This window comes from Actinomycetospora sp. CA-053990, from assembly GCF_050948445.1.
Classification (GTDB): Bacteria; Actinomycetota; Actinomycetes; order Mycobacteriales; family Pseudonocardiaceae; genus Actinomycetospora; species Actinomycetospora callitridis.
This window is the reverse complement of record NZ_CP192043.1, coordinates 3,716,415-3,737,172: the sequence shown is the minus strand read 5'-3', so window position 1 is coordinate 3,737,172 and position 20,758 is coordinate 3,716,415. Positions and strand designations below refer to the sequence as shown.

15 protein-coding genes and 3 pseudogenes are annotated in these 20,758 nt (G+C 75.7%); all 18 read left to right on the top strand.

All coding sequences use genetic code 11. The annotated features are described in order from the left end of the window. Positions 1 to 64: 64 nt before the first annotated feature. The 18 genes and pseudogenes from ACQPYN_RS19200 to ACQPYN_RS19115 all read left to right on the top strand — a co-directional run bounded on the left by ACQPYN_RS19200 (position 65) and on the right by ACQPYN_RS19115 (position 20,707). A complete protein-coding gene (locus ACQPYN_RS19200; RefSeq protein ID WP_433026160.1) occupies positions 65 to 1,690 on the top strand; it encodes a UDP-N-acetylmuramoyl-L-alanyl-D-glutamate--2,6-diaminopimelate ligase in 1,626 nt (541 codons plus the stop codon). After that, positions 1,687 to 3,170, top strand: a pseudogene (locus ACQPYN_RS19195) (UDP-N-acetylmuramoyl-tripeptide--D-alanyl-D-alanine ligase). Before ACQPYN_RS19200 ends, ACQPYN_RS19195 begins: the two are co-directional and overlap by 4 nt. Continuing rightward, positions 3,167 to 4,234 carry a phospho-N-acetylmuramoyl-pentapeptide-transferase gene (gene mraY / locus ACQPYN_RS19190; protein ID WP_274190174.1) on the top strand — a complete coding sequence of 356 codons (1,068 nt, stop codon included), beginning with the start codon at positions 3,167 to 3,169 and terminating at the stop codon, positions 4,232 to 4,234. The pseudogene ACQPYN_RS19195 and the gene mraY overlap by 4 nt, the downstream one beginning before the upstream one ends. Then, positions 4,231 to 5,650: pseudogene (gene murD / locus ACQPYN_RS19185) on the top strand (UDP-N-acetylmuramoyl-L-alanine--D-glutamate ligase). Before mraY ends, murD begins: the two are co-directional and overlap by 4 nt. A 19-nt stretch (positions 5,651 to 5,669) precedes the next feature. Beyond that, positions 5,670 to 7,010, top strand: coding sequence for a putative lipid II flippase FtsW (ftsW, locus tag ACQPYN_RS19180; protein ID WP_433026157.1), 1,341 nt, complete (start codon positions 5,670 to 5,672; stop codon positions 7,008 to 7,010). Continuing rightward, a pseudogene (murG, locus tag ACQPYN_RS19175) lies at positions 7,007 to 8,112 on the top strand (undecaprenyldiphospho-muramoylpentapeptide beta-N-acetylglucosaminyltransferase). The gene ftsW and the pseudogene murG overlap by 4 nt, the downstream one beginning before the upstream one ends. Further along, positions 8,109 to 9,632, top strand: a complete 1,524-nt coding sequence (murC, locus tag ACQPYN_RS19170) for a UDP-N-acetylmuramate--L-alanine ligase (RefSeq protein WP_433026155.1) — start codon at positions 8,109 to 8,111, stop codon at positions 9,630 to 9,632. The pseudogene murG and the gene murC overlap by 4 nt, the downstream one beginning before the upstream one ends. After that, on the top strand, positions 9,629 to 10,534 hold the full coding sequence (locus ACQPYN_RS19165; protein ID WP_433026152.1) for a cell division protein FtsQ/DivIB: 906 nt from the start codon (positions 9,629 to 9,631) through the stop codon (positions 10,532 to 10,534). Before murC ends, ACQPYN_RS19165 begins: the two co-directional genes overlap by 4 nt. Positions 10,535 to 10,755: 221 nt before the next feature. Then, entirely contained in the window at positions 10,756 to 12,135 is a 1,380-nt protein-coding gene (gene ftsZ, locus ACQPYN_RS19160) for a cell division protein FtsZ (RefSeq protein WP_433026149.1), read from the top strand. An 88-nt stretch (positions 12,136 to 12,223) separates the two neighbouring features. Beyond that, the gene (gene pgeF, locus ACQPYN_RS19155) at positions 12,224 to 12,919 is read left to right on the top strand and encodes a peptidoglycan editing factor PgeF (protein ID WP_433026146.1); all 696 of its coding nucleotides are present in this window, start codon (positions 12,224 to 12,226) and stop codon (positions 12,917 to 12,919) included. Between the two features lie 127 nt (positions 12,920 to 13,046). Beyond that, positions 13,047 to 13,658: a YggS family pyridoxal phosphate-dependent enzyme gene (locus ACQPYN_RS19150; protein ID WP_433038961.1), complete on the top strand. Its 612-nt coding sequence runs from the start codon at positions 13,047 to 13,049 to the stop codon at positions 13,656 to 13,658. A gap of 86 nt (positions 13,659 to 13,744) precedes the next feature. Then, a complete protein-coding gene (locus tag ACQPYN_RS19145) occupies positions 13,745 to 14,632 on the top strand; it encodes a cell division protein SepF (RefSeq protein WP_433026143.1) in 888 nt (295 codons plus the stop codon). 488 nt (positions 14,633 to 15,120) lie between these two features. After that, on the top strand, positions 15,121 to 16,065 hold the full coding sequence (gene wag31 / locus ACQPYN_RS19140; RefSeq protein WP_433026140.1) for a DivIVA-like cell division protein Wag31: 945 nt from the start codon (positions 15,121 to 15,123) through the stop codon (positions 16,063 to 16,065). An 81-nt stretch (positions 16,066 to 16,146) separates the two neighbouring features. Continuing rightward, on the top strand, positions 16,147 to 17,070 hold the full coding sequence (locus ACQPYN_RS19135; RefSeq protein WP_433026137.1) for a hypothetical protein: 924 nt from the start codon (positions 16,147 to 16,149) through the stop codon (positions 17,068 to 17,070). Further along, positions 17,067 to 17,549, top strand: coding sequence for a hypothetical protein (locus ACQPYN_RS19130; RefSeq protein WP_433026134.1), 483 nt, complete (start codon positions 17,067 to 17,069; stop codon positions 17,547 to 17,549). Before ACQPYN_RS19135 ends, ACQPYN_RS19130 begins: the two co-directional genes overlap by 4 nt. 142 nt (positions 17,550 to 17,691) lie before the next feature. Beyond that, positions 17,692 to 19,233: a potassium/proton antiporter gene (locus tag ACQPYN_RS19125; protein ID WP_433026131.1), complete on the top strand. Its 1,542-nt coding sequence runs from the start codon at positions 17,692 to 17,694 to the stop codon at positions 19,231 to 19,233. After that, entirely contained in the window at positions 19,230 to 19,781 is a 552-nt protein-coding gene (gene lspA, locus ACQPYN_RS19120) for a signal peptidase II (RefSeq protein WP_433026128.1), read from the top strand. Before ACQPYN_RS19125 ends, lspA begins: the two co-directional genes overlap by 4 nt. Then, entirely contained in the window at positions 19,778 to 20,707 is a 930-nt protein-coding gene (locus ACQPYN_RS19115; protein ID WP_433026125.1) for an RluA family pseudouridine synthase, read from the top strand. Before lspA ends, ACQPYN_RS19115 begins: the two co-directional genes overlap by 4 nt. The last annotated feature ends 51 nt before the right edge of the window (positions 20,708 to 20,758 follow it).

Sequence of the window (20,758 nt, the reverse complement as noted above, 5' to 3'; positions counted from 1 at the left end):
GACTCCGATGCAGGCCACAGGGCCTGCGGAGGGACGACGGAGACGGTGAGTAGCCTTCGCGACCGTGCCCGCCGCACCGCCGAGAACCACCGATGACGCCCCCGGACCCGCTCCGGGGCGGGGTGGTGACAGCACCGCCGGCGCCGCCGGCGAGGGTCTCCAGGACGGCCCTCTGCGGCCCCTGCGCGTCACGCCCGTGACGGTCGCCGAGGTGGTCGCCCGGCTGCGGGAGACCGGCTCCGTGGAGATCGTCGGCGACGCCGACGCCCGGCTCACCGGGGCCACGCTGCGCGCGCACGAGGTGCGCCCCGGCGACCTCTTCGCGGCCCTGCCCGGCAGCCGTGCCCACGGCGCCGACTTCGCCGGCGACGCGCTGGCGCGCGGCGCCGCGGCCGTCCTCACCGACGCCGCCGGGGCCGCCCGCCCGGCGCTGCGCGAGGCCGCCCTCCCCGTCCTCGTGCACCCCGACCCCCGTGCCGCGATCGGGCCCGCCGCGGCACGGATCTACGGCGACCCCTCGACGCGCCTCGACGTGCTCGGCGTGACCGGCACCAGCGGCAAGACGACGACCGTCTACCTGCTCGAGGCCGCGCTCGCGGCGGCCGGGGCGAGCACCGGGCTGATCGGCACCGTCGAGACCCGCCTGGGCGGGCGTCGGCTGCCCAGTGCGTTCACGACGCCCGAGGCACCCGACCTGCAGGCCCTGCTCGCGACGATGGTCGACGAGGGCGCGACGCACGTCGCCATGGAGGTCTCGAGCCACGCGCTGAGCCTCGGCCGCGTCGCCGGCACCCGGTTCGCGGTCGGCGCCTTCACCAACCTCTCGGCGGAGCACCTCGACTTCCACGCCGACATGGAGGACTACTTCGCGGCCAAGGCGCGCCTGTTCGACGGGCGCTCCGCGGCCGAGGTGGTCTGCATCGACACGGCGTGGGGGCTGCGCCTGGTCCGCGAGGGCGGCGAGAAGAGAACGGTCACCGTCGGCACCCCCGAGGCCGACTGGCACGCCGCCGACGTCGTCGCCCTGCCGGACGGCACGCAGCGGTTCACCGCGCACGGCCCGGACGGGCTCGCACTGCCGGTCACCCTGCGCCTGCCCGGCGCCTTCAACGTCACCAACGCGCTGCTCGCGCTGGCCTGCGGGCACGCCGCGGGCCAGGACCCCGCCGTGCTCGCCCGCGGGCTCGCCCAGGTCCGGGTGCCCGGGCGCATGCAGCGCGTCGAGGCCGGCCAGCCGTTCCTCGCCGTCGTCGACTACGCGCACAAGCCGGCCGCGGTCGGCGCCCTGCTCGAGACGCTGCGGGCCCAGGCCACCGAGACCGGCGGGCGCGTGCTCACCGTCCTGGGCTGCGGCGGCGACCGCGACCGCGCCAAGCGCCCGGTGATGGGCCGGCTGGGCGCCCAGCTCTCCGATCACCTCTGGGTCACCGACGACAACCCCCGCACCGAGGACCCGGCCGCGATCCGCGCCGCGGTCCTGGACGGCGCCCGCGAGGTGCCCGACGCCCTGGTCGACGAGATCGGCGACCGCCGGGCCGCCATCGCCGCGGCCGTGGCCGAGGCGCGCCCGGGCGACGTCGTCGTGGTCGCCGGCAAGGGCCACGAGACCGGCCAGCAGGTCGGGGCGGAGAAGCTCCCGTTCTCCGACGTCGACGAGCTGGAGCGAGCCATCCAGGGCGGTCCCCGGTGATCGAACTGACCCTCGCCGACATCGCCCGCGTCACCGGCGGGCGGCTGCACCGCGCCTCGGGCGACGAGCGCATCACCGGCTCCGTCGAGTTCGACAGCCGCGCCGTGACCCCGGGCGGGCTGTTCGTCGCGCTGCCCGGCGAGCGGGTCGACGGGCACGACTTCGTCGACGCCGCGACGGCCGCGGGCGCCGCCGGTGTGCTCGCCGCCCGCGAGGTGGACGCGCCGGCCGTGATCGTGCCGCCGGTGTCGGGCACCTCCAGCTCCTACGTGCTCGCCGCGGACGCCGACGGTGCCGGGGCCGGGGTCCTCGCCGCGCTGGCCGCGCTGGCGCGCCACGTCGTCGACACCCTCGTCGCCGGCATCGGATCCGGGGGCGGCCTCTCCGTCGTCGGCATCACCGGCTCGTCGGGCAAGACGTCGACCAAGGACCTCACCGCGCACCTCTTGGAAGCGGCCGGCCCCACCGTCGCCCCGCCCGGGTCGTTCAACAACGAGCTCGGCCACCCCTGGACCGCGCTGCGCGCCACGCGCGAGACCCGCCACCTCGTCCTCGAGCTCTCCGCCCGCGGGCCCGGGCACGTCGCGGCCCTGTGCCGGGTCGCGCCGCCGCGGATCGGGGTCGTCCTCAACGTCGGCTCGGCCCATCTCGGGGAGTTCGGCTCGCGGGAGGCCATCGCGCAGGCCAAGGGCGAGCTGGTCGAGGCCCTGCCCGCTGCCCAGGACGGCGGCGTCGCCGTGATCGGCGCCGACGACCCGGTGGTGGCGGCCATGGCGCAGCGCACCGCGGCGCGCGTCGTCCACACCGGACGGGCGCCCGCGGCGACGGTCCAGGCGGTCGACGAGCACCTCGACGACGCCGGGCGCGCGACGTTCCGCCTGGTCACGCCGGCGGGCGAGACGCCGGTGACCCTCGGGCTGCACGGCGCCCACCACGTCGACAACGCGCTGGCCGCGGCGGCCGTGGCGCTCGAGTCGGGCCTGGACCTCGAGACCGTGGCCGCGCGCCTCGCCACCGCGGCGCCCCGCTCGCGCTGGCGCATGGAGCTCACCGAGCGTCCCGACGGCGTCCGCGTGCTCAACGACGCCTACAACGCGAACCCGGAGTCGATGCGCGCCGCGCTGGCGACGCTCGCCGCGATGGGCGGCCGCCACACGGCCGTGCTCGGCGTCATGGCCGAGCTCGGCGACGACGCCCCGCAGGCGCACACGGAGCTCGGCCGCGAGGTCGCCCGCACCGGTGTGCAGCGGCTCGTCGTGGTGGGGGCGACGGCCCGGTGGCCGCGCTGCACGAGGCGGCCACCGCCGGGGGCGTCGACTCCCACCTGGTGCCCGACGCCGCGGCGGCGGCCGACATGATCAGCGCCGGCGTCGCGCCGGGCGACGTCGTCCTGGTGAAGGCCTCCCGCTCGGCGGGACTCGAGCGGGTCGCTCAGATGCTGGTGGACGGCGCGCTGGTGAACGGGAGAGGAGCCCGATGAGGGGCGTGCTGGTCGCGGCGGGGGTCGCGCTGGCCGTGTCGATCCTGTTGACCCCGTACGTGATCCGGCTGTTCATCAAGCAGGGGTTCGGCCAGGAGATCCGCGAGGAAGGGCCGCAGAGCCACCGCGGCAAGCGCGGCACCCCGACGATGGGTGGCGTCGCGATCCTCGTGGCGGTGTGGGCGGGCTACCTCGTCGCCCACCTGGTCGGCGACGTCGCGATCTCGGCGTCCGGCCTGCTCGTGCTGATGCTCATGACGTCGTTGGGCGTCGTCGGCTTCCTCGACGACTTCATCAAGATCCGGCGACAGCGCAACCTGGGTCTGAACAAGACCGCGAAGCTGGTCGGGCAGCTCGTCACGGCGGTGCTGTTCGGCGTGCTCGCGCTGCAGTTCCCGGACGAACAGGGGCTGACGCCCGCATCGCCGAACCTGTCGTTCGTCCGCGACATCGCGGTGGTCAGCCTCGGGGCGGTCGGGTTCGTCGTCTTCTGCTACCTCGTGGTGACGGCGTGGTCGAACGCCGTGAACCTCACCGACGGGCTCGACGGCCTCGCCGCCGGGACGTCGGCGATGGTGCTGGCCACCTATCTGATCGTGTCGTTCTGGCAGTTCCGCAACGCCTGCGGGATGCAGATCGAAGCCGGCTGCTACCAGGTGCGGGACCCGCTCGACGTCACGCTCGTCGCCGCCGCGGCGATGGGCGCGTGCATCGGCTTCCTGTGGTGGAACGCGGCGCCCGCCCGCATCTTCATGGGGGACACGGGCTCGCTGGCGCTGGGCGGGCTGTTCGCCGGCCTGTCGATGGTCACGCGCACCGAGCTGCTGCTCGTCGTGCTGGGCGGCGTGTTCGTCGTCGAGGCGCTGTCGGTGGTGCTGCAGGTCGCGGTCTTCCGGACGACGCGACGGCGACCGTTCCGCATGGCCCCGTTCCACCACCACTTCGAGCTCGCGGGCTGGGCCGAGACCACGGTGATCATCCGGTTCTGGCTGCTCGCGGCGATCTGCTGCGCGCTGGGGCTGGGCCTGTTCTACAGCGAGTGGCTGGCGGCGTCGGGCGGATGACGGCCTGGCACGACCGGCACGTGCTGGTGGCGGGGGCCCGGCGCACCGGGGTCTCCGTCGTCGACGTCCTGCTGCACCTCGGGGCACGGGTGACGGTCGCGGACGGCGACCAGGCCCAGCTGGACCTGCTCGGCGACCGCCCGGTGGCCCGCACCCGGGAGCTCGCGGCGCTGCCCGACGGGTGCGACCTCGTGGTGACCAGCCCCGGTTTCCGCACCGACTCGCCGCTGGCGCTCGCGGCCGCGGCGACGTCGGTGCCGATGGTCGGCGAGCCGGAGCTCGCCTGGTGGCTCGGTGACGACCCGGCGATCTGCCCGGACGGCCCGCCGCGCTGGCTCGCGGTCACCGGCACGAACGGCAAGACGACGACCACGACGATGCTCGAGGCGATCCTGCGCGCGGCGGGGGAGGACACCGTCGCCTGCGGCAACATCGGGCTGCCCGTCGTGGACGCGCTGCGGGCGGGCCACCGGGTGCTGGCGGTGGAGCTGTCGAGCTTCCAGCTCGAGTGGTCGCCGTCGGTGCGCCCCTTCGCCGGGGCGGTGCTCAACCTCGCCGAGGACCACCTCGACTGGCACGGCTCGATGGCCGCCTACGGCGCCGCGAAGGCGCGGGTGCTGCGCGGTGACGTCGCGGTCGCGGGCCTCGACGACCGCGAGGCCGCCGCGCTGCTGATCGCCGCGCCGGCCCCGCGCCACGTCGGCTTCACCCGTGGCGAGCCCGGCCCGGGCGAGCTGGGGATCGTCGACGGGCACCTCGTGGACCGGGCGTTCGCCGACGCCGTGCCGCTCGCGCCGGTCGCCGACGTCGCCCCGCCCGGCCCGCCCGGGAGCTGAACGCCCTGGCCGCGGCCGCCCTGGCCCGCGCGCACGGGGTGGCGCCCGAGGCGGTCGCCGCCGGTCTGCGCGCGGTCGCCCCCGGCCCGCACCGCGGTGCCGTGGTGGCCGAGGCCGGCGGGGTCCGGTGGGTCGACGACTCGAAGGCCACCAACCCGCACGCCGCTGCCGCGTCCTCGCCGCGCATCCCCGCGTCGTCTGGGTGGCGGGTGGCCTGCTCAAGGGTGCCGACGTCGGCGAGCTCGTCGCCGCCCACCGCGACCGCGCCGCGCTGACGCGACACGCCCCCGAGGTCCCCGTCCTCGACGTGGGCGGGGGTGACGATGGGCCGGTGAGCGACGACCGGCAGGACCCCGACGCAGGCATGCGCGGCATGACCAGGGCGGCCCGGGCCGCCGCCACCCTGGCCGCGCCCGGCGACACCGTCCTGCTCGCCCCCGCGGCGGCGTCCATGGACATGTTCCGCGACTACGCGGCGCGGGGCGACGCGTTCGCCGCCGCCGCGCGCAGCGTCGCCGGCGGGGTGGGCCCGCACGGGGCGGCGTCGCCCCCGACCCGGATCCCGCCCCCGAGACCGTGAGCGGGCCCGGCGGCGCAGCGTGAGCGCGCCGGCCCGGCGGCCAGGGCAGCGCCCGGGCGTCCTGGCCCAGGCCCGCGCGGCCCTGCACCAGTGGCTCGAGCGCCCGCTGACCTCCCTGCACCTCGTGCTGGCGGTGTTCGGGCTGCTCACGGCCCTCGGGCTGGTCATGGTGCTGTCGGCGTCCGCGGTGTCGGCGTACGCCGCGGGCGGCTCGTCCTACGGCGTGTTCTTCCGGCAGGCCGTGTTCGCGATGATCGGGCTCGTCCTGTTCTGGGTCGGCCTGCGCGTCCCGCCCCGGCGCCTGCGGGCGGCGAGCCCGTGGCTGCTCGCGGGCTGCCTCGTGTTGCTCGTGCTCGTGCTCGTGCCGGGCCTCGGCGCCGTGGTCAACGGTTCGCGCAGCTGGTTCCGCGTCGCGGGGCTCTCGCTGCAGCCCTCGGAGCTGACCAAGATCGCGCTGGCGCTCTGGGGCGCGCACGTCCTCGTCCGCCACCGCCCGCACCCGCGGACCTGGCGCGCGGCCCTGCTGCCGTTGCTGCCCGTCGCACTGCTGGTCCTCGTGCTCGTGCTCGCCCAGCCCGACCTGGGTACGACGATCTCGCTGATGATCATCGTCTTCGCGCTGCTGTGGTTCGCGTGCGCGCCGCTGGGCCTGATGGCGTTCATCGTCTCGAGCGGCGTCGTGGCCTCGGTGGTGCTCGGCGTCGTGGCCACCTACCGGCAGAGCCGCATCACCGCGTTCCTCAACCCCGACACCGCCGACCCGCTCGGCCCGGCCTACCAGGCGCGCCAGGCGCTGTACTCCCTCGCCGACGGCGGCCTCTTCGGCGCGGGCCTCGGGCAGGGGCGCGCGAAGTGGGACTACCTGCCCAACGCCGACAACGACTTCATCTTCGCGATCATCGGCGAGGAGCTGGGGTTCGTCGGGGCGGGCGCGGTGATCGCCCTGTTCGTCACCCTCGCCTACGTCGGGCTCCGGATCGCCGCGCGCAGCGTCGACCCGTGGATCCGCGTCGTCGCCTCGACGCTCACCGTCTGGCTGGTGGCCCAGGCCTGCATCAACATCGGCTACGTCGTCGGGCTGCTGCCGGTCACCGGCATCCCGCTGCCCCTGGTGTCCTCGGGCGGCACGTCGCTGGCGCTCGCCCTGCTCTCCGGCGGCCTGCTCGCGAACTTCGCCCGGCACGAGCCCGAGGCCGCCGCCGCCCTGCGCGCCCACGGGCAGGGCCGTCTCGCCCGGGTCCTGCGGCTGCCCGAGCCGAGCCTGCCGCGCGCCGCCGCGACCGACCGCCCGGCACGACGGGACGGACCCCGGGGAGGGCCGGTGAACGCGCCGGGGCGGCCCCGGACGATGGGGGCATGACGTCGAACGAGCCCTCGGTGGTGGTGGCGGGCGGCGGCAGCGCCGGCCACGTCGAACCGGCCCTGGCCACCGCGGACGCGGTGCGCCGGCTGCGCCCCGACGCCCGGGTCACGGCGCTCGGCACCGAGCGGGGTCTCGACACCCGCCTGATCCCGGCGCGCGGCTACCCGCTCGAGCTGATCCCGCCGGTGCCGCTGCCGCGCAAGCCGAACCTCGACCTCGCGAAGCTGCCGCTGCGCGTGGTCCGCTCGGTGCGCCGCACCCGCGCGGTCCTGCGGGAGGTGGGCGCCGACGTCGTGGTCGGCTTCGGCGGCTACGTCTCCCTGCCCGCCTACCTGGCCGCGGCGTCGATGCGCCTGCCGATCGTGGTGCACGAGGCCAACGCCCGCGCCGGCGTGGCCAACAAGGTGGGCGCCCGGTTCGCGAAGGCCGTGTGCGCCGCGGTGCCGGGCAGCGGGCTGGCCGGGGCGGAGGTCATCGGCATCCCGCTGCGCCGCGAGATCACCGAGCTCGACCGCGCCGGGCTGCGCGCGGAGGCCCGCGCGCACTTCGGGCTCGACCCGCAGGGCCCGTGCTGCTGGTGTTCGGGGGCTCGCAGGGCGCCCGCTCGCTCAACGAGGCCGTGTCCGCGGCGGTCCCGGCGCTCACCGCGGCCGGGGTGTCGGTGCTGCACGCGCACGGGCCGAAGAACGGGCCCACCGTCGACGCCCCCGACTACCACCCGGTGCCCTACCTCGAGCGCATGGACCTCGCCTACGCCGCCGCGGACGTCGCGCTGTGCCGGGCCGGCGCGATGACCGTCGCCGAGGTGTCGACCGTCGGGCTGCCCGCGATCTACGTCCCCCTGCCGCACGGCAACGGCGAGCAGGCGCTCAACGCCCGCCCGGTGGTCGACGCCGGCGGCGGCATGCTCGTCGCCGACGCCGAGCTGACGGGCGAGACGGTCGCCTCCCTGGTCACCGGCCTCGTCGGCGACCCCGACCGGCTCGCCGCCACCGCCGCGGCGGCCCGGCGTTCGGGGCACGCGGGGGCGGACGAGACACTGGCCGCCACGGTGCTCGAGGCTGCGGGCGCGAGCGTGAGCGGGAGGACCCGGACATGAGCCCGACGGACCAGGTGGAGCAGCACCCCGCGACCGACCCCGCGACCGACTCCGCCGTGCCGCCCCTGCCCCACCTGCTGTCGCGGGTGCACTTCATCGGGGCCGGCGGCGCGGCGATGAGCGGGATCGCGCGCATCCTGCTGGCGCGCGGGGCGATGGTGTCGGGGTCCGACGCCAAGGACTCGCGCGCGGTGCTGGCGCTCCGGGCGCTCGGCGCCGAGGTCGCGGTGGGCCACGACGCGCACAACCTCGACCTCCTGCCCGGCGGGCCCACCTGCCTCGTCACGACGAAGGCCGTGCACCAGGCCGACCCCGACAACCCGGAGCTGCTCGAGGCCGCGGCGCGCGACATCCCCGTGCTCCACCGCTCCGCGGTGCTCGCCGAGCTCATGGCCGACCACCGCGCCGCCTGCGTGTCGGGCAGCGCGGGCAAGACGTCGACCACGTCGATGCTCGTCGTCGCGCTGCAGGCCTGCGGCACCGACCCGTCGTTCATGATCGGCGGCGACCTGCTGTCGTCGGGGTCGAGCGCGCACCACGGCCTGGGCGACGTCTTCGTCGCCGAGGCCGACGAGAGCGACGGCTCGTTCCTCGCCTACTCGCCGGCCGTCGCGATCGTCACCAACGTCGAGCCCGACCACCTCGACCACCACGGCACCGTCGAGGCCTACGTCGCGGTGTTCGACGCCTTCGCCGCGAGGATCGAGCCGGGCGGGGCCCTCGTGGTCTGCGCCGACGACCCGGGGGCCGCCGCCCTCGGCGTCCGCGCGGAGGAGGCGGGCGTGCGGGTGCGCCGCTGCGGGCGCACCGCCACGGGCGGAGACGACGCGCACGTGCTCGACTACCGCGCCGAGGGCGCGCTCGGGGTGCTGCGGCTGGCGGTGGCGGGGGAGGAGATCGAGCTGCGCCTCGCCGTCCCCGGCGAGCACCAGGCCCTCAACGCCTGCGCCGCCCTGCTCGCGGGCCTCGACCTCGGCGCACCGCTGGAGGGACTGCTCGACGGCCTCGCCGGCTTCGACGGGGTCCGCCGGCGCTTCGAGTTCCGCGGCAGCGCCGACGGGGTGCGGGTGTACGACGACTACGCCCACGCGCCCACCAAGGTCGCCGCGCAGTTGCGCGCCGCCCGCCCGGTGCTCGGCGGGACCGGACGGCTCATCGTGGCCTTCCAGCCGCACCTCTACTCGCGCACCCGCGACTTCGCCGCCGAGTTCGGCGCCGCCCTGTCGCTGGCCGACGAGGTCGTGGTGCTCGACGTGTACGGCGCCCGCGAGCAGCCCGAGCCCGGCGTCAACGGCGAGCTCATCGCCCGCCAGCTCACGCTGCCGCCCGAGCACGTGCACTACGAGCCCTCCTGGGGGCAGGTCCCGGCGCTGCTCGCCGACCTCGCCCGCCCCGGAGACCTCGTCGTCACCATGGGGGCGGGCGACATCACCGTCCTCGGCCCCGAGGTGATCTCCGAGCTGGAACGGCGCGTCGACCGGGCCGAGGCCGGCGTGCCCCCGGGGATCGAGCCGCGGTGACCGGCCCGGCCCGCTCCACCGGACGCCCGGGTCGGGCGGGCCGGTCGGGACGGACGGGCCGGGGAGATCGCCCCGAGCGGACGGCCCGGGCCGACGGCGCCGAGCGCCAGGAGCGGGCGCGGCAGCGTCGCACCGGGGGCGCAGGCGCCCGGCCCTCGGGTGCCGCGGCCGGTTCGCCGGGGCGCGCCAAGCGGGTCGCCCGGACCTCGGTGTCCCGTCCGGTGCGCCGTCGCCGGAGCCTGTGGGCCGGGCTCGCCGCGGCGCTCGTGCTCGTCGCCGTGCTCGTGTGGCTCACCGTGTGGTCGCCCCTGCTCGACGTCCGCGACGTCGAGGTCGTCGGGGCGGCGCCCGACCAGGTCGAGGCGGTGCGCGCGGCCGCGGGCGTCGCACCGGGCACGTCGTTGCTCTGGCTCGACGGCGACGACGTGGCCGCGGACGTGCGCACCCTGCCCCGCATCGCGTCGGTCGACGTGTCCCGCGACTACCCGGGGACCGTCGTCGTCTCGGTGACCGAGCGCGAGCCGGTGCTCGCGACCCCCTCGCCCGCCGGCGGGGTGCTGCTGGTCGACGCCACCGGTTTCGGGTACCGCACGATGCCCGAGCGCCCGCCCGGGATCCCGGCCCTCACGCTGCCGCCGGGCACACTCCCGTCGCCCGACGACCCGGGCACCCGGGCCGCCGCCGACGTGGTCGTGGCCCTGCCCGCGGCGCTACGGGCCGACGTCGTCGAGGTGCGCGCCAACGGTCGTTTCGACGTCGGCTTCGTCCTCACCGGCGACCGCGAGGTCCGTTGGGGCGCCGACGCGGACAACGAGCGCAAGGCCGCGGTCCTCGCCGCCCTGCTGACCCGCCCGGGCGTGGCGTACGACGTCTCGACGCCCGACCTCGCGGTGGTGCGCTGACAACCCTCGAGGAGCACTCGAGGGTGTCGACCGCCCGGCGAGTGGGCGACGTGAGGTGCGGACACGCCCGGCGCGCCTCGTGGAAATGCCGTGCCACGCCTGCCTACCGTGCGCACGTCGGACAGCGGCCCCTCAACATAAACCTCCAGTCGAGGTCGAGGGTTGCGACACGCCGGACCCGGACGACGACCGCCGCCAGACCCCGCACGAAAGGCGAACTCATGACGCCCCCGCACAACTACCTGGCCGTGATCAAGGTGGTCGGCATCGGTGGTGGCGGCGTCAACGCCGTCAACCGCATGATCGAGGTCGGCCTCAAGGGCGTCGAGTTCATCGCGGTGAACACCGACGCGCAGGCGCTCCTCATGTCCGACGCCGACGTCAAGCTCGACGTCGGCCGCGAGCTCACCCGCGGTCTTGGCGCCGGCGCGGCCCCGGACGTGGGCCGCCGCGCCGCCGAGGACCACCGCGAGGAGATCGAGGAGGTCCTCAAGGGGGCCGACATGGTCTTCGTGACCGCCGGCGAGGGCGGCGGCACCGGCACCGGCGGCGCGCCCGTCGTCGCGAGCATCGCCCGCAAGCTCGGCGCCCTGACGATCGGCGTCGTGACGCGGCCCTTCAACTTCGAGGGCAAGCGCCGCGCCACCCAGGCCGAGAACGGCATCACCGAGCTCCGCAACGAGTGCGACACGCTGATCGTCATCCCCAACGACCGCCTCCTGCAGCTGGGCGACGTGGGCCTCTCGCTCATGGACGCCTTCCGCAGCGCGGACGAGGTGCTCCTCTCCGGTGTCCAGGGCATCACCGACCTGATCACCACGCCGGGTCTGATCAACCTCGACTTCGCCGACGTCAAGAGCGTCATGAGCGGGGCGGGCAGCGCGCTGATGGGCATCGGCGCAGCACGCGGGGAGAACCGCGCGGTCGAGGCGGCCGGCAAGGCGATCAACTCGCCCCTGCTCGAGGCGTCGATGGACGGCGCGTACGGCGTGCTGCTCTCGATCGCCGGCGGCTCGGACCTCGGCCTGTTCGAGATCAACGAGTCGGCGTCGCTCGTCCAGGAGGCCGCGCACCCCGAGGCGAACATCATCTTCGGGACGGTCATCGACGACTCGCTGGGCGACGAGGTCCGCGTGACCGTCATCGCCGCGGGCTTCGACTCCGGGTCCCCGACGCACAAGAAGCTCGAGCCCCAGGCCCTCGGGTCGACGCAGGGCTCGTCGACGTCCACCGCGAGCGCCCAGGCCGGGCAGGTCCAGCGGCCGCCGGCCGGCACCCACGCCTCCCACGTCTCCCACGTCGGCGGGCCGACGCCCGCGGTCTCGGCGGCCCCGACGGTGCCCGGCTCCACGCCGGCCGTCGACCGCGCGTCCGTGGAGCGTCCGGCGGAGACCCCGGCCACGGCGACCGCCCCCGCGGGCAACGGCGCCAACGGCTCCACCGGCGCCAATGGCTCCACCGGCTCCCCGGCGGCCACGGCCACCGCTCCCGCGGCGTCCACCGCCACCGAGGGCTCCTCGACCACCCCGCCGCGCGAGGCGCCGTCCGCCCGCAGCGCGGACGAGGACGACGTGGACGTCCCCTCCTTCATGAGACGCTGAGGGAGTGGCGGTCCGCTCCGGAAGCAGCAGTCCCGCTCGTCCCCGGGATCCCGGGGACGGGGGAGCTGCACCCGTCCGCATCCGCCGGGTGGTCACCACCCGTGCGGGCGGCCGGTCGGCGGCGCCGTACGACTCGTTCAACCTCGGCGACCACGTCGGGGACGACCCGGCCGCCGTCGCCGCCAACCGTCGTCGCCTCGGCCAGGGCATCGGCCTGGGTCCCGAGCGTGTGGCGTGGATGAACCAGGTGCACGGCACCGACGTCGCCACCGTCACCTCGGCCGACGGCCCCACCCCGACGGCCGACGCGCTCGTCACCGACCGGCCGCGCCTCGCGCTGGCCGTCGTCGTGGCCGACTGCGTGCCCGTGCTGTTCGCCGACCCCACGGCCGGCGTCGTCGGCGCCGCCCACGCCGGGCGGCGCGGGGCGGCCGACGGGATCCTCGGGCGCACGCTCGAGGCGATGGCCGAGCTCGGCGCCGAGACCGAGCACGTCGAGGTCCTCCTCGGCCCCGCCGTCTGCGGCCTCTGCTACGAGGTCCCGGCGGAGATGCGCGACGAGGTGGAGGCCGCGCTGCCCGGCAGCGCCGCGACCACGCGGATCGGCACCCCGGGCCTCGACCTGCGCGCCGGGCTGCGCCAGCAGCTGGCCGAGCTGGGCGTCACCCGCGTCGACACCGACACGCGCTGCACCTTCGAGGACGACCAGCTGTTCAGCCACCGCCGCGCGCAACCCACGGGCAGGCTCGCCGCGGTGACGTGGTGGGAGTACCCGCGGCCGTGACCGAGGCCGCGACGGAGGCGTCGGACGGTGGTGCGCGCCGCGCGGAGCTGGCCGGGTCACTGGCCGCCGTGCGCGAACGCGTCGCCGCGGCCGCCCGGGCCGGGGGCGCGACCCCGCCGAGGTCGGCCTGCTCGCCGTCACCAAGACCTGGCCCGCCGAGGACGTCGCGCTGCTCACCGATCTCGGGCTGACGGCCTTCGGGGAGAACAAGGAGCAGGAGGGCGCGGCGAAGGCCGCCGAGCTCGCCGCCCTGCGTCCGGACGTCGCGGCGCAGTGGCACGTCGTGGGCCGCCTGCAGCGCAACAAGGCGCGGTCGCTGGCGCGGTGGGCGCACGCGGTGGACTCGGTCGACTCCGTCCGTCTCGTCGACGCCCTCGAGCGCGCCGCTTCCGCTGCCGTCGACGCGGGGGAGCGGACCACGCCGCTCGAGGTCCTGGTGCAGGTGAGCGTCGACGCCGACCCCGACCGCGGCGGCACGCCGGTGGACGAGGTCCCGGCGTTGGCCGACCGCGTCGCCGACTGCGCCCACCTGCGGCTGGGCGGGGTGATGGCGGTGGCGCCGCAGGGCGTCGAGCCGCGCGAGGCCTTCGCCACGGTGTGGGAGGTCGCGCAAGGGGTACGCGCGGCGCACGCGGGTGCGGTGACGCTGTCGGCCGGGATGTCCGGGGATCTCGAGGCAGCCGTCGAGTACGGGTCGACGGTCGTGCGTGTCGGAACGGCCTTGCTCGGGCGGCGGTGAGCTAGCGTCCCCTGTGAGTGAACGACACGGATGTGACTCATGCGCTGCACGGGGCGCGGGGTCCCCGTCGGACAGGGGAGACCGCCATGACCACTCTGCACCGAGTGAAGGCCTACTTCGGCATGGTCCCGGCCGACGAGCTGGACTCGTACGACGGCTACGACGACGACCGGTACGACCCCGAGCGTGACCGTCGCCCCGTCGACCGGCACACCGGTGACCGGCACCCGGTCGACCGCCACCGTTACGCCGCGGACCGCTTCGACGACCGGTTCGACGACCGCGACGGTGGCTACGACCGCTACGGCCGTGGCCGGCGCGACGACCGCGAGGACCGCGACGAGCCGGAGCGCTACGACCGGTACGACCGCTACGAGGAGCGCCGGACCCCGCGCCCGCGCGACCCGGAGGTCACCGAGATCCGCCGCGAGGACGTCCGCCGCGAGGAGGAGCCCGCCACCGAGACGGTGTCGCGGGCCGGCCGCGGCCGCAGCTGGGCCCACAACACCGGGCCGAGCCACACCTCGGTGCGCCCCACGACCCACCGCACCCCGCCGTCGCTGTCGTCGGCGTCCTCCACCGGCTCGTCCGGTCCGGCGTCGTCCTCGTCGTCGTCCGACACCGCCGCCACCCCGGCCGCGAAGGGCCCGACGGCGGTGCCGTCGGTCGCCGCCGACCCCGACCCCGCGAGCGGGCCCGCCGAGATCACCTCGCTGCAGCCCAAGAGCTACAACGAGGCCCGGCTCATCGGCGAGCGCTACCGCGACGGCATTCCGGTGATCATGAATCTCACGGAGATGGACGACGCGGGCGCCAAGCGCCTCGTCGACTTCGCCGCCGGCCTCGCGTTCGCCCTGCGCGGCTCCATCGAGAAGGTCACCAACCGCGTGTTCCTGCTCTCACCGCCGAACGTCGAGGTGTCCGCGTCGGACCGTCGGAAGCTGGCCGAGAAGAACTACGCCTCGACCTCCTGAGAGATCTCCTGAGAGGACCTGAGAAGATCGCCGGGGCGTCGGGTGTCACACCCGCGCCCGCCGGAGCGATGGACGGGGTGTGCGGCGCCCCGAGGGCCACGCACGGCCGCGGCACGCGGCCGATCGGGCGATGCGACTTCTGGCGCGCCGGATGGGCGTTCCTGTGCGCCGAGCGCGCTCTGGAGGGCTCGCAGCTGCCCGCCGGCCCCGGCGGTCCCAGGATCCGCTCCTGTCACCGCACGTAGAGGGACACGGAACGTCACGACCCGACCGGCGGATCGCCCTCCGACCCGAAAATCGGTAGGTCTGTGGGTTTCCGGGGGCCCGCTCGTGGCGCTGCGTCACCATTCGGGCGTCGAGGGCAGCGCGTCACTGGACCCGTCCATTATGGTTCTGTCGCTCGCAGCGGTCATACTCTGCGAGTGGCGGAGCTCGAAGAGCCCGAGGTACCTGGGGTTCCGCAGCCGAGGAGTGCTTGAGGAGATCCGATGCCGCTGACCCCCGCCGACGTTCACAACGTCGCGTTCAGCAAGCCACCGATCGGGAAACGTGGCTACAACGAGGACGAGGTCGACGCGTTCCTCGACCTCGTCGAGGCCGAGCTCGGCCGGCTGCTGGAAGAGAACAACGACCTGCGCGAGCAGGTGGAGCAGCTCGAGCAGCAGCTCTCGACGGCCCACGCCGATCTCGACGACGCCCGCAGCAAGGCCGCCGCGGCACCGAGCCAGAGCTCGGGTCCGGCCACGCAGGTCTCGGCGCCGCCGCCGAGCCGGCCCGTGGAGGACGCGCCGCGCACCGTGCAGCAGCCGATGCCGCAGCAGCAGCCCCAGCAGCAGCAGCCGATGCCGCAGACGCAGCAGGCCGTCGTGCCCCCGCCCTTCGGCATGTCCGAGCAGGGTGGCCAGGGTGCCGCCGTCAACGGTGGCGACCACCACGTGCAGGCCGCGAAGGTGCTCGGCCTCGCCCAGGAGATGGCCGACCGGCTCACCGCCGAGGCCAAGTCCGAGGCCGACGGCATGCTCACCGACGCGCGCACCAAGTCGGAGCAGCTGCTCTCCGAGGCGCGCACCAAGTCCGACAGCATGGTCAACGAGGCCCGCACGCGCGCCGAGACGATGCTGAACGACGCGCGCACCCGCGCGGAGACCCTCGAGCGCCAGGCCCGTGACAAGGCCTCCACCCTCGAGCGCGACGCGCAGCGCAAGCACAACGAGACGATCAGCCTCATCGAGCAGCAGAAGGGCGGGCTCGAGAAGAAGATCGACGAGCTCCGCACCTTCGAGCGCGAGTACCGCACCCGTCTCAAGACCTACCTCGAGTCGCAGCTGCGCGACCTGGACGGCCGCGGTTCCGCCGCGCCGGACAACGGCCGCAACGGCAGCGGCGGGTACGCCACCAGCGGCTACGGCTCGCGGGCCGAAGCCGGCAGCTAGGAACGCCGCGGCCCGCGCCACCCTCTTCGGAGGTGGCGCGGGTGAGAGGCCCCGAGCCGCCCCGAGGTAGGAGTCCGACCGTTGCTGCTCCTCGTCCTTCTCTGCGTCCTGGTCGCCTTCGGGCTCCTGGTGGTCGCCGTCGTCACCTCGGTGGCGACGTGGGCCTGGGGGTCCGTGGTGGCCAGCATCCTGGCCGCCGCCCTGCTCATCGCCGACGTCGTCCGTCGGCGCAAGCGGGAGCGGGAGGGCCGACGCCCGGCCGATGAGGTTCCTGCCTCGTCGACCGCGTCGTCGGAGTCGTCAGGACCGTCCACGCCGGGTTCGCCGTCCTCCGGGTTCGCCCCGGGAATCCACTCCTCGGGCCCGGGACAGGGCTCCCCGGAGACGGCGGCCCCGACGTCGGCCGGTCCGGCCTCGACGCCCGGCGCGCCCGTGCCCCCGGTCCCGGCCGGCGGGCGCGGTCCGCAGCAGGACGCGGGCACGGTGGCGGTCGGGACGGGGCCCCAGCAGCAGGGTCCGGGTCAGCAGGGTCCGCAGGGTCCGGGGCCGCAGGCGTCGGGTCCGCAGGGCCCCAACGGCCAGGGCGGCCCAGGGGCGCCGGCGCAGAACGGTCCCGCCACGCAGGGCCGGCCCGGTGAGCAGACCGAGCGCGACGGCAACGCCGGGCGCATCGCCGGGGTGGCCGGTGCCGCCGGTCTCGCCGGCGGCGCGATCGCGGCCGGTACGGCCGCCACCCGCGGCGGGGAGGCCTCGCCCAGCACCGACCGGACGTCGCGCTGGATCACCACCAACGCCCGCCCGGGCTCCGAGCCGTCCCGCGTCCCCGGCGCCCCCAGGGCTCGCGGCTGCTCGGGACGCTCCCCATGCCCGGCACCCCCGCCGAGGCGCGTCTCGGCGGCGGCCCGGCGCGGACGGGCGCCCCGTCCACCCCGGGCGGCACGCCGTCCCGCGGTGCTCCCGGACAGCCCGGCGGCGACGAGGCGGCCACCACCCGCCTCGACATGAACGACCTCGCCCGCATGCGGCAGGTCCAGGCCGACGGTGCGCCGCCGGCCGGCCGGTCCGACGCGGGCGCCGCCAACGGCGGCCCGCCGCCCGGGCAGCCGCCGCAGGGACCGCCCCCGGGCCAGGCTCCCCAGGGCCAGCCTCCCCCGGGCCAGCCTCCCCAGGGCGCCGGACGTCCTCCCGGCGGTCCGCCTCCCGGTGGGGCACCCAGCGCTCCGCCGCCCCCGCCGCCGGCGTCCCAGCCGGAGGAGGAGGTCGTCGACGACGCCGCCCGCCAGGCGATGGCCGAGCACGACGACGAGGTCCTCGTCATCGACGAGGAACCCCTCTTCCACCTGGGTCGCTGCAGCTACCTGTACGGCCGCGAGGTCATCCCGCTGCCCGCCTCCGAGGCGGTGGAGCTCGGGTTCACGGGCTGCTCCTGGTGCACACCGGTCGCGGCGCTCACCGGTCCCCGCAGCGCCGACACCCGCCGATGATCGGCCGCTGACCCACCTCTGATAGACCACAGCACGAGCGCGACGAGCCGGTGAATCGGCTCACCGCGTCCAGATCCCGGGCAATCCGGGCACTCCGCGATCGCTAGGGTCGTGCCCTCCTGGAGGGGAGGGGGCACGCGACGTGGACGATCTGCCCCTCCTGCTCGGCGTCGGTGCGGGCGTCGTCCTCGTCTCCGTGCTCGCGGTCCGCCTCTCCACCCGCGTCGGCCTGCCCTCGCTGCTGATCTACCTCGCGATCGGGGTGGCGCTGGGGGAGTCGGGCCTCGGCATCCGGTTCGACGACGCGGGCCTCACCCAGGCGCTCGGCGTCGCCGCCCTCGTCCTGATCCTCGCCGACGGCGGCCTCTCCACCCGGTGGACGACGGTCCGCCCGGCGCTGGGCCTCGGTGTCGCGCTCTCGACGATCGCCGTCGCCGTGAGCATCGGCGTCACCGGGCTGGCCCTGTGGGCGCTGCTCGGGCTCGACCTGCGGATCGCCTTCCTCTGGGGCGCGGTGCTCTCGTCGACGGACGCGGCCGCGGTGTTCAGCGTGCTGCGCAACCTCGGCCTCAAGGGCCGGCTGGTCGGCGCGCTCGAGCTGGAGTCGGGGCTCAACGACGCCCCGGTGTTCCTCGCCGTGGTGCTGCTGTCGTCCACCGCCGCGCTGAGCTGGACCGACCCGCTGCTGGTGGTCTACGAGCTCGTCGCGGGCGGTCTGCTCGGCGGCGCGCTCGGGCGTCTGGGGGCGCTGGGCCTGCGCCGGGCCGCGCTGCCGGCCACCGGTCTCTACCCGCTGGCCACGCTGTCCGTCTGCATCCTGGCGTTCGCCTCGGCGCAGCTCCTGCACGCCTCGGGACTGCTCGCGACCTACGTCGCGGCCCTGGTCCTCGGCAACTCGACGCTGCCGCACCGCGAGGGCAGCCGGTCGTTCGCCGAGGGTCTGGGCTGGCTCGCCCAGATCGGGCTGTTCGTGCTGCTCGGGCTCTTCGTCTCCCCGGACCGCCTGGGGGCCGCCCTCGTCCCCGCCTTGATCGCCGGCGCGGTCCTGCTGTTCGCGGCCCGTCCGCTCTCGGTCGTCGCGGCGGCCGCGTTCGCACGCGTGCCGTGGCGCGAGCAGGCCTTCCTGTCGTGGGCCGGCCTGCGGGGGGCCGTGCCGATCGTGCTGGCCCTCATCCCGCTCACCGAGGGCCTTCCCGGGGCCCAGGCCCTCGTCGACGCCGTGTTCGTGCTCGTCGTGGTGCTGGTCCTGGTGCAGGGGACGACGCTGCCGCTGGTCGCCCGCGCCCTCGGGCTCGCCGGGGACTCCAAGGTCGAGGAGATCGAGGTGGACGCCGCGCCGCTGGACACCCTGCGCGCCGATCTCCTGCAGATGACCGTGCCCGAGGGGTCGAAGATGCACGGCGTCTACGTCCGCGAGTTGCGCCTGCCCGAGGGCTCGGGGCTCAGCCTGGTCGTCCGCGACGGCGCGAGCTTCACGCCGCAGGACGCGAGCCGCATCCAGGAGGGCGACCAGCTGCTCGTCGTCACCACCGAGACCGCGCGGGCCGCCGCCGAGGAGCGCCTGCGCTCGGTCGACCGGTCCGGGCGTCTCGCGCGCTGGCGCGGTGACACCGGCGGGTCGCCGTCGCTGCGCCGGCGGCGGGACGGCGAGGACGGGACGGCTCCTGGGACGATGGAGCGGTGAGCAGCGCACCCACCGAGCCGGACAGCGTGCCGGAGGCATCCCGGGACCTCCCGCCCAGACGGCTCGCCACCCTCGCGGTCGTCGCGGCGGTGGTGATCTCCCTCGACCTCATCACCAAGATCGTGATGGTGTCGTGGCTGGCCGACGGCGAGCGGGTGCCGCTGATCGGCGACCTCGTGTCCTTCACCCTGGTCCGCAACCCCGGCGCGGCGTTCTCGTTCGCGACGGGCATGACCTGGGTGCTGACGCTCGTCGCGCTGGCGGTCGTGATCGGGATCGTGCGGTTCGCGCGGCGCCTGCGCTCGCGCGGGTGGGCGCTGGCGCTCGGGCTGGTGCTCGGCGGGGCGCTGGGCAACCTGGTCGACCGCTTCTTCCGCGGACCGGGCCCGCTGCAGGGCCACGTCGTCGACTTCGTCTCCGTCGGCTGGTTCCCGGTGTTCAACGTCGCCGACTCCGCGATCACGATCGGCGGGGTGCTGCTCGTGCTGCTCGCGCTGACGGGCCGCGACCTCGACGGCTCGTCGACCAGGGACGGGGCGACGGCATGAGCCTGCGCACGCTGCCCGTCCCCGACGGGCTCGACGGGATGCGGCTGGACGCCGGGCTGTCGCGGATGCTGGGCCTCTCGCGCACCGTCGTCGCGGAGCTCGCGTCGGACGGCGCGGTCCGGCTCGACGGCGCGCCCGCCGGGAAGTCGGACCGTCTGGTCGCGGGGGCCTGGCTCGAGGTCGAGATCCCGGAGCCGGAGCAGGCCGCCCTCGTCGTCACGGCCGAGGCCGTCGAGGGCCTGGTCGTGCTGCACGAGGACGAGGAGATCGTCGTCGTCGACAAGCCCGTCGGCGTCGCCGTGCACCCGAGCCCCGGCTGGTCGGGCCCGACCGTCGTCGCCGGGCTCGCCGCGCTGGGCATCCGGATCGCCACCGCCGGCGCCGCCGAGCGCCAGGGGATCGTGCACCGCCTGGACGCCGGCACCACCGGGGTGATGGTGGTGGCGAAGTCGGAGCGCGCCTACTCGCTGCTCAAGCAGGCGTTCCGCGATCGCACCGTCTCGAAGGTCTACCTCGCGGTGGTGCAGGGCCACCCCGACCCCAGCGAGGGCACGATCGACGCCCCGATCGACCGTCACCCCAAGCACGACTGGCGCTTCGCCGTCGTCACCGACGGCCGGCCCAGCGTGACCCACTACCGCACCCTCGAGGCGTTCCGCGCCGCGTCGCTGCTGGAGGTCGAGCTCGAGACGGGGCGGACCCACCAGATCCGCGTGCACTTCTCCGCGGTGCGCCACCCCTGCGTCGGCGACATCACCTACGGCGCCGACCCGACGCTCGCCCGCACCCTCGGCCTGACCCGCCAGTGGCTGCACGCCCACCGCCTCGGCTTCCACCACCCCGGCGACGGCCACTGGGTGGAGTACGTCAGCGAGCCGCCCGCCGACCTGGCGGGGGCGCTGGAGACCCTGCGGGCGGCGAGCTGAACACGCCCGGGGACGAGTCCGACGGCGGGCCCGTCCTGCGCTGGCCGACGG

What these genes read in the sequence shown, in the direction of transcription:
- mraY (WP_274190174.1), top strand. Translation starts at nt 3,167, where the DNA reads ATGAGGGGCGTGCTGGTCGCGGCGGGGGTCGCGCTGGCCGTGTCGATC.
- murC (WP_433026155.1), top strand. Translation starts at nt 8,109, where the DNA reads ATGAGCCCGACGGACCAGGTGGAGCAGCACCCCGCGACCGACCCCGCG.
- ftsZ (WP_433026149.1), top strand. Translation starts at nt 10,756, where the DNA reads ATGACGCCCCCGCACAACTACCTGGCCGTGATCAAGGTGGTCGGCATC.
- ACQPYN_RS19145 (WP_433026143.1), top strand. Translation starts at nt 13,745, where the DNA reads ATGACCACTCTGCACCGAGTGAAGGCCTACTTCGGCATGGTCCCGGCC.
- wag31 (WP_433026140.1), top strand. Translation starts at nt 15,121, where the DNA reads ATGCCGCTGACCCCCGCCGACGTTCACAACGTCGCGTTCAGCAAGCCA.
- ACQPYN_RS19130 (WP_433026134.1), top strand. Translation starts at nt 17,067, where the DNA reads ATGAACGACCTCGCCCGCATGCGGCAGGTCCAGGCCGACGGTGCGCCG.
- ACQPYN_RS19115 (WP_433026125.1), top strand. Translation starts at nt 19,778, where the DNA reads ATGAGCCTGCGCACGCTGCCCGTCCCCGACGGGCTCGACGGGATGCGG.